Here is a 7,782-nt window from a genome sequence, read left to right as displayed (position 1 = left end):
CCCCCGCCCAGTCGCGCCGCCGCGACAGCCCCCCGCCGAAACCCGCCGAGTGCCCCACCAGAACATCGCCGGCCATGAAATCGGGAATGCGCGCCGGCCCGAAATAACCGAGATCGGCGCGCGCCTGCGGCCAGTCGCCCAGCAACGGCGCGAGCGCGTCAAAACAGTCCGGCCCGAACGCCCAGCCGTGAACGAAATAGAGCCTCATCATGGCTCTTTTGGCGGCGCCAGTTCCACCAATGCGTCGCCAAGCGCGGCCACATCCTCCGCCCCATGCGCGGCGGAGAGCGAAATGCGCAGCCGGCTGGTTCCCGGCGGCACGGTGGGCGGCCGAATCGCGGCGACCAGAAAACCGCGGGCCTCCAGTTTTTCCGCGAGATCGAGCGTCTCCCGTTCGTCGCCGATCAGCACCGGCACGATTTGCGACGCGCTGGCGCCGCAGTCAAAACCCGCAGCGCACAGTTTGACCCGCAACCCCTCCGCCGCCGCCAGCAGCGCCGCCCGCTCGGCGCCAAGCTTTGGCACGAGATCGAGCGCCGCCCCCATGGCGCCGAGCACGGCGGGCGGCAGCCCGGTGCTGTAAATCAACCCGCCGCAGCGGTTAACGAGGTATTCGCGTAAAATCTTGGGCAGCGCGACATAGGAGCCGAACCCGCCCAGAGCCTTGCCGAACGTGCCCATGGCGACATCGACGCCTTCGGAAAAATCCTCGCACAGCCCATAGCCGCGCGTGCCGAACACGCCGGTGGCATGGGCCTCGTCTACATAAAGCAAAGCATCAAATTGTTTTGCCAAGTGACTGATAAGCCAGAGATCTGCGAGATCACCATCCATGCCGAACACGCTCTCGGTCACGACGACGCAGAACTCGCCCTTCGCCGTTCTCGCGCGCAAAAGGCTTTCGAGATGGCCGCAATCGTTGTGCTGGAATCGCATCAGCCGCGCGCCGGAAAGTTTTGCACCCTGCAACAGCGAATGATGCGCCAGCCGGTCGGCCAGCACGGTTACCGGGCGCCCGATCACCTCGGAATCGGCCAGCGCGGCCAGCACCGTGACATTGGTCTGATAGCCCGCTGACAAGACCAGCGCGCTGTCCTGCCGCTTGGCCCTGGCGATTTTTCGCTCCAGATCGGCGAAAGCCGGATGCTCCCCCGTCACCAGCCGCGAGGCGGCGACCCCGGCCCCGAACAACTCGCCATAGGCCCGGCTCGCCGCGATCAAGGCGGGATGCAGGCTCAAGCCGAGATAATCGTTGCCCGCGAAATTGATCAGCTTGCGGCCATCGCGCAAAATGCGCCCGCCCGGCGCGAGCGTGGCGCTTTTCAGCACCCGCAGCCGGTTCAGCGAAGCCCGTTCTGCGCAAAAAGTCTGATAGGGATCAACTTTTGCCATTTTCCCGCAGTCTGTTAATAAAGCGCATCGAAAAACGCCAGCCGTCCTTTAAACGGCCGGGCCGACGCGAGATCATCATGAACGCGCAGCCGACTTTTAACGAAAAAGCCCCGATTCGCCACGACTGGACCCTCGACGAGATCGAGGCCCTGTTCGCGCTTCCCTTGCTCGATCTCGTGCATCGCGCGCAAACGGTCCATCGTCAATATCACGATGGCGCGATTCAACTCGCCAGCCTGCTGTCGATCAAGACCGGCGGTTGCGCCGAGGATTGCCACTACTGCCCGCAAAGCGCGCATTTTGCCAAACAGACCGGGCTGGTCAAGGAAACCCAGCTCGACGTCGATTACGTGCTGGGCCGCGCCAAACTGGCCAAGGAGGCCGGCGCCACCCGGTTCTGCATGGGCGCGGCCTGGCGCTCGGTGCGCGACGGCGCGGAATTCGACGCCGTGCTCGACATGGTCCGGGGCGTGCGCGCGCTCAACATGGAGGCCTGCGTCACGCTGGGCATGTTGCAGCCGCATCAGGCCAAGCGCCTCGCGGAAGCCGGCCTGACCAGCTACAACCACAACCTCGACACCTCGCCCGAATTCTACGACGAGATCATTTCGACCCGCACCTACCAGGACCGGCTCGACACGCTCGCGCTGGTGCGCGCGGAAAACATCGGCATTTGCTGCGGCGGCATTATCGGCATGGGCGAAAAGCAGTTCGACCGGGCCTCGCTGATCCGCGAATTGTCGAAAATGACCCCGCATCCCGACAGCGTGCCGATCAACGCGCTGGTGGCCGTGCGCGGCACGCCGCTGGAAGGCCGCCCGCCGGTGGACGCCTTTGACATGGTGCGGATGATCGCGGTCGCCCGCATCACCATGCCGAAGTCGCGCGTGCGGCTGTCGGCGGGGCGCAGCGAAATGAGCGCGGAAGGTCAGGCGCTGTGCTTCATGGCCGGCGCCAATTCGATCTTTTATGGCGAAAAGCTTCTCACCACCGACAACAATGACGCGCTGGCGGACCGCGAACTGATCGAAAAACTCGGCCTGCGCCCCGAAGTGATCGAAGAGCGCAGCGCCCACTACGATCTCGACAGCAACGAACAGATCGCGGACGTCAGCGCCGCCAACTGATCCTTTTCGATGGTGAAAGCCGGCGTGAGATAGACAATGTCGCCAAAGGGGCGAATCCAGAACCCCTTTTGCGCGAACTCGTGCCGCAACATCGGCGCGTCCAGTTTTTCCAACTGAACCGCGCCGATGGCGCCCTTGACGCGGACATCCAGCACCCCCGGCAGCCCGCGACAAGGCTCCAGCCCCTCGCGTAAAAGCGACTCAATCGCCGCCACCTGCTCAAGCCGCGGCTCGGTCTCGAACAGGTCGAGCGAGGCGTTGGCGGCGGCGCAAGCGAGCGGATTGGCCATATAGGTCGGGCCGTGCATCAGCGCGCGCGCGGGATCGTCCGACAAAAACGCGTCGAACACATGGGGACGGGCGATTGTGGCGGCCAAAGTCAGGGCGCCGCCGGTCAAACCCTTGCCGACGCACAAAATGTCGGGAACAACCCCCGCCTGCTCGCAGGCGAAAAAGCTCCCCAGGCGGCCGAAGCCGACGAAAATCTCGTCGGCGATCAGCAGAACTTCGTGCTTCCGGCAAATCTCCGCCACCCGGCGCAAGGTCGCGGCGTCGTGCATTTTCATGCCGCCGGCGCCCTGAACCAAAGGCTCGATCAGAACGGCGGCGATCTTGTCCTTTTCCCGCGCCAGCAAAGCGTCAAACGCGGTCGCGGACGCCTCGTCCACCGGCAGTTCAGCGAGAATCTGCTTGGGCAGATAGTCCTTGAACAAAGCGTGCATGGACTCGTCGGGGTCGCACACGGCCATGCAGGCCATGGTGTCGCCGTGATAGCCGTAGCGGAACGACGCCATGCGGCTGCGACCGGCAAAACCCCGGTTCAGCCAATATTGCACCGCCATTTTCATGGCGACTTCCACCGCCACCGAGCCGCTGTCGACAAAAAACACTTTGGACAGATCGCCCGGCGCCTTCGCCGCCAGCCGCGCCGCCAGCCGCACGGCCGGTTCATGGACCAGCCCGCCGAACATGACATGCGGCATGGTTTCGAGCTGCGCCCGCATCGCGGCCAGGATGTGCGGATGATTGTAGCCGTGGCAGGCGGTCCACCACGAGGCGACGCCGTCGATCAGCTCGCGCCCGTCGTCCAGCGTGATGATCGAGCCTCGGGTCGAAACCGCGCGCAAAGGCTGGCGGGCGGTCTGCATCTGGGTGTAGGGAAGCCAAAGATGTTCTAACAGATTTTCCATTGGGGCGAGCTGTGCAAAGTTTCTTTGTGACCTCGACAGGCACCGGCGTCGGCAAGACCTACACGACCTGTGCGCTGATCCGGCAGGCGCGGGCGCTGGGCAAGAAAGTCGCGGCGACAAAACCGCTTATTTCCGGTTTCGACAAGGAAAAAATCGCCGAATCCGACACCGGCGCGATCCTGGCGGCGCTGGGAGAGGATTTGAGCGAGGCCAATGCGCGAAAAATCTCGCCCTGGCGTTTTGCCGCGCCGCTGGCGCCCAACATGGCGGCGGCGGCCGAGGGCAGGGCGGTCGATTGCGACGCCCTGTTCGCCCACAGCCGCGCGTTTCTGGCCGAGAAAACGGAGGTGGCGCTGATCGAGGGCGTCGGCGGCGTGATGGTCCCGCTCGACGCGCGAAAAACCGTGCTGGACTGGATCGCCGCCAGCGGCGCGCCCGCAATTCTGGTCGTCGGCGCCTATCTTGGGACCATCAGCCACACGCTGACGGCGGTGGAAGTGTTGCAGATGCGAAAAATTCCCCTCGCCGCCGTCATTGTCAACGAGGGCGTCAACGACGAAGTCCCGTTCGCCGCCACCCGCGCCGAACTCGCAGCGCGTCTCGCGACAAAAATCCTACCGCTGCGGCGCGGAGCCGCCGGGGAGACGCTGCGGGATCTACTGTCACCCGCTGATTGCGCTTGATCCGTGAAAAAACGGGGGAAGCTCACGCCGTTCCGCTCCCAACACCGCCCATGGCAGGCGCGTGGCGCACAGGTCGGGCGGCGTCGATGCCCCGCCAACGATTCGAAGGCGACGACCAGAGCCAAGCCCGCCCCCGAGCCTTGCCCGATATGATCGCAAGCCGGCGCTTACGGTTACGAGACTATCACGAGGGTTGCGTAACCAAGCCTTGAATCGCCCTGGCGGTTCGGATCGTCAAGCGCGCCCGGGCGTTCCCGCGCCCCAGCCCCCTCTGGCGTTTTCTCTTTCGTCGGCGCAGACTGTCACGGTCACGCCAGCTTCATCTCTTTGCCTGACAACAGCATTCGCAACGGGCGCGAGGGGTCGCGCATGAGTTGTCATGAGTCTTCGCACATGAGTTTTCTCACATGACCTGGAACCATTATTTCAAGGACCGCACCGGCGCCCAGAACGGCCCCGTCTCCTTCGAGGAATTGCTCATTGTCGCCCGCGCCGGTCGCATCGCGCCGGATTGCCTGGTATGGCCGGAAGGCGGCGAGCCCAGGCCGGCGCGCGACATTCCCGAACTCGCCGCCGCGATCAACGCGCCCGCCGGCGGATCGCCCCTGCGCGGCGATTTCCCGGTCTGGAATCTGTTCTGGCGCAGCCTCGTGACGGGTTTCGGCTTTTTCCTGGTCGTTCCCGCCCCCTGGCTGGGGCTTTGGTTCTACCGCTGGCTGGCGGGGCGCATCAGCCTGCCGAACGGGCGCCGGCTGGCGCTCGAAAGCGCCTTCGCCACGCCGGCTGTCCTGTTCCTGGGCCTGGCCCTGTCCATCGTCGCGCCCGCTGTTTACGCCGGTATCGTCGCCGCTGGCGACCCCGGCGCGGCGGAACGCGCCGATGTCGCGACGATCCGGCTGGTCGCCTCCGCCGTCGAATTCGCCTGCTCCTTCCTGATCCTGCGCTGGTTTGTCGGCGCGCTGCGCAGCGAGGATGGCGCGCTGGACATAAGCTTTCGGGGCGGCTTCTGGGCCTTTTTCGGCTGGAATCTGGCTCTCGGCCTGTCGATCCTGACCATCGTCGGCTGGGCCTGGGTGGCGCGTTACATGGCGCGCTGGACCTGCCGCAACATCGCCGGCAGCCACAGCTTCGAATTCGTCGGCGAGGGCGTCGAGATCCTGTGGCGGACCCTGGTCGTCGTGTTCGGTAGCCTGCTGATCATCCCGATTCCCTGGCTGGTCGCCTGGTATTACACTTGGTTCGTCGCGCAAATCGTGACGGCGCCGCGCGGCGCGGCTTGACGCAACGGCGCGTCGGGGGCAACACGCTTCCATGCCTCTGACTTTCGCTTACGGCTCCAACATGAGCGTCGCCGACATGACCGCGCGTTGTCCGCGCGCGAAAAGGCTCGGGCTGGCGCGGCTGGCCAAATTCCGCTTCGCGCTGCTGCCGAACGGGTTCGCCACGGTCGTGCGCGACCCCGCCGCTCTGACCCATGGCGTGCTGTGGGAGGTCAGCTTCGGCGATCTTGCCGCGCTCGACCGCTACGAGGGCGTGGCGGAAGGGGGCTATGAGAAAATCGTGCTGCCGGTGATCCGCGAAACAGGATTTGCGCGCGCGCTGGTCTATATCGGCCGTCCCGACGCCGACCGCGAGCGGGCGCCGCCGGGCTATATGGAAGCCATTGTCGCCGCCGCCGTCGCCCAAGGCTTGCCGCGCGACCATGTCGAATTCCTGCGTCTGTGCGGCGGCCTCGCCCCCGAGGCGCCGCCGAAAAAATTCCGCGCCATCAAGAACGAGAACTTCCTATGAGCCAGATCTTCCGCACCATCGCCGACATGCGCGCCGCCGTGGCGTTGTGGCGCGGGCAGGGCGACAGGATCGCCCTCATCCCCACCATGGGCGCGCTGCACGCCGGCCATCTGTCGCTGGTCGAGGCCTCGCGGGCGAAATGCCGGCGCGCCATCGTCAGCATATTCGTCAATCCCACGCAATTTGCGGCCAACGAGGATTTCGGCGCCTATCCCCGCACCTTCGAGGCGGATGTGGAAAAACTCGCCGTCATCGGCGCCGACGCCTGTTTCGCTCCGGCCCCGGCCGAAATCTATCCCGAGGGCTTCTGCACCAAGGTGATCCCCGGCGGCCCGGCGCTGGCGGGGCTGGAGGACAGGTTCCGGCCCGAGCATTTCGCCGGCGTGGCGCAGGTGGTGGCGAAACTGCTCAACCAGGCGCAAGCCGATTGCGCCTTCTTCGGCGAGAAGGATTACCAGCAACTCGCGGTGATCCGCCGGATGGCCGGCGATCTCGACATCGCCACGGAAATCCACGGCGTTCCCATCCTGCGCGAACCCGACGGCCTCGCACTGTCCTCGCGCAATGTCTATCTGAGCGCGCAAGAACGCCGTCAGGCGGTCCTGCTGTCGCGGGTTTTGCGCGACACCGCCGAAAAGCTGCGCGCGGGGGCCGACATCGCCGCCGCCAGCGCCGACGCGGCGGAAAAAATCGCGGCGGGCGGCTTCGTCCTCGATTATTTCGAGGCGCGCCATGCCCAAACCCTCGCCCCCGTCGCCGCGTTGGCCGAGGGCCCGGTGCGGCTGCTGGTCGCCGCGCGGCTGGGAAAAACCCGTCTCATCGACAATCTCGCGGTCTGAACGCAAACTTTACCACGCCAGCGGATAAGTTTTGCAAGGTGACCTTACGTCACTCGATTTAACTTGAACGTCACCGCTGGGGCGGCAGTTTTCGACACGCAAGTTTCGCGCGCCCCGGTTTTCGGGCCGGGGTGACGCCGGGAGTCGTGTCATGAATTTTTCCCTGCCGTGGCTGCTGTTCTCCTTCAAGGGGCGTGTGGGGCGCGGCCCGTTCGCCCTGGTGTTCGTGGCGCAACTGGCTTTCAGCATCGTCAATTCCCAGCTCTTCATGCCCAAGCTGAACTTTGCGGGGCTTCACGCGGCGCCGGGCGCGCCGGCCGCGCTGGAGGCGTTGCACATCTCCGTCGGCGTCGGTTTGATAATGCTGGTGACCTCTGTCGCGTCCCTATGGATCAGCTTCGCGTCGCAGGCCAAGCGGCTGCATGATTTCGGCTGGAGCGGCTGGTGGCAGGGCGCGCCTTACGCGGTCGGCTTCGCCGGCGCCTTGGCCGGAGGCCTCTTCAGCGGGCTCGGACTGGCGCCGATCGGCGGCCTGTTCGCGATCCTCGCCATGATCGCCTGCGGATTCGGCGCCTTGGGCCTGCTTGGCATGCTGCTGTTCCGCCGGGGGGACGAGGGGGCGAACCCGTTCGACGGCGACGCGCCGCAACAGCCCGGCGGATGGGCGGACAAGGTGTCCTTCGCCAGACCGGCGCCACACGAAGCCGTCGCGGCCGCCGCGCCAGCCGCGGCGACGGCGCAAGCCCCGCGCGCCCAAGCC

9 protein-coding genes are annotated in these 7,782 nt (G+C 65.7%); 6 read left to right on the top strand and 3 right to left on the bottom strand.

Going from position 1 to position 7,782, the window contains the following annotated elements; genetic code table 11:
- Together CCR94_RS08725 and CCR94_RS08720 are read right to left on the bottom strand one after the other, a co-directional pair.
- The coding region (locus tag CCR94_RS08725) for a hypothetical protein (RefSeq protein ID WP_206605802.1) at positions 1-208 on the bottom strand (208 nt) is incomplete at its 3' end.
- Positions 208-1,392: an aminotransferase class I/II-fold pyridoxal phosphate-dependent enzyme gene (locus CCR94_RS08720; RefSeq protein ID WP_104507488.1), complete on the bottom strand. Its 1,185-nt coding sequence runs from the start codon at positions 1,390-1,392 to the stop codon at positions 208-210. The genes CCR94_RS08725 and CCR94_RS08720, both read right to left, overlap by 1 nt.
- 77 nt (positions 1,393-1,469) lie before the next feature.
- Here CCR94_RS08720 and bioB point away from each other — a divergent pair, with 77 nt between their 5' ends.
- Positions 1,470-2,519: a biotin synthase BioB gene (gene bioB, locus CCR94_RS08715; protein ID WP_104507487.1), complete on the top strand. Its 1,050-nt coding sequence runs from the start codon at positions 1,470-1,472 to the stop codon at positions 2,517-2,519.
- Here bioB and CCR94_RS08710 read toward each other — a convergent pair.
- Complete coding sequence (locus CCR94_RS08710) at positions 2,468-3,709, bottom strand: adenosylmethionine--8-amino-7-oxononanoate transaminase (protein WP_104507486.1); 1,242 nt, start codon at positions 3,707-3,709, stop codon at positions 2,468-2,470. The genes bioB and CCR94_RS08710 overlap by 52 nt on opposite strands.
- An 11-nt stretch (positions 3,710-3,720) precedes the next feature.
- On the opposite strand from CCR94_RS08710, the gene bioD reads away from it, so the two are divergent.
- From bioD to CCR94_RS08685, 5 genes are all read left to right on the top strand, one after another.
- Entirely contained in the window at positions 3,721-4,392 is a 672-nt protein-coding gene (gene bioD / locus CCR94_RS08705) for a dethiobiotin synthase (RefSeq protein WP_158254686.1), read from the top strand.
- 407 nt (positions 4,393-4,799) lie between these two features.
- Positions 4,800-5,672 (top strand): DUF4339 domain-containing protein, encoded by an 873-nt coding sequence (locus CCR94_RS08700; RefSeq protein ID WP_104507484.1) that lies wholly within the window; start codon positions 4,800-4,802, stop codon positions 5,670-5,672.
- Positions 5,673-5,703: 31 nt separating this feature from the next.
- Positions 5,704-6,183, top strand: a complete 480-nt coding sequence (locus CCR94_RS08695; protein ID WP_104507483.1) for a gamma-glutamylcyclotransferase family protein — start codon at positions 5,704-5,706, stop codon at positions 6,181-6,183.
- Positions 6,180-7,022: a pantoate--beta-alanine ligase gene (gene panC / locus CCR94_RS08690; RefSeq protein WP_104507482.1), complete on the top strand. Its 843-nt coding sequence runs from the start codon at positions 6,180-6,182 to the stop codon at positions 7,020-7,022. Before CCR94_RS08695 ends, panC begins: the two co-directional genes overlap by 4 nt.
- Positions 7,023-7,173: 151 nt before the next feature.
- Positions 7,174-7,782 (top strand): DUF805 domain-containing protein (locus tag CCR94_RS08685; RefSeq protein WP_146089917.1); only part of this gene is annotated, 609 nt, incomplete at its 3' end.

Origin of the sequence: Rhodoblastus sphagnicola, from assembly GCF_002937075.1 — a bacterium.
GTDB lineage: Bacteria > Pseudomonadota > Alphaproteobacteria > Rhizobiales > Beijerinckiaceae > Rhodoblastus > Rhodoblastus sphagnicola.
This window is presented reverse-complemented; position numbering and strand designations above follow the sequence as displayed.

Excerpts from the sequence above, each read along its gene's own strand:
- CCR94_RS08700 (WP_104507484.1), top strand. The coding sequence starts at position 4,800 with ATGACCTGGAACCATTATTTCAAGGACCGCACCGGCGCCCAGAACGGC.
- CCR94_RS08720 (WP_104507488.1), bottom strand. The coding sequence starts at position 1,392 with ATGGCAAAAGTTGATCCCTATCAGACTTTTTGCGCAGAACGGGCTTCG.
- panC (WP_104507482.1), top strand. The coding sequence starts at position 6,180 with ATGAGCCAGATCTTCCGCACCATCGCCGACATGCGCGCCGCCGTGGCG.
- CCR94_RS08710 (WP_104507486.1), bottom strand. The coding sequence starts at position 3,709 with ATGGAAAATCTGTTAGAACATCTTTGGCTTCCCTACACCCAGATGCAG.
- bioB (WP_104507487.1), top strand. The coding sequence starts at position 1,470 with ATGAACGCGCAGCCGACTTTTAACGAAAAAGCCCCGATTCGCCACGAC.
- CCR94_RS08695 (WP_104507483.1), top strand. The coding sequence starts at position 5,704 with ATGCCTCTGACTTTCGCTTACGGCTCCAACATGAGCGTCGCCGACATG.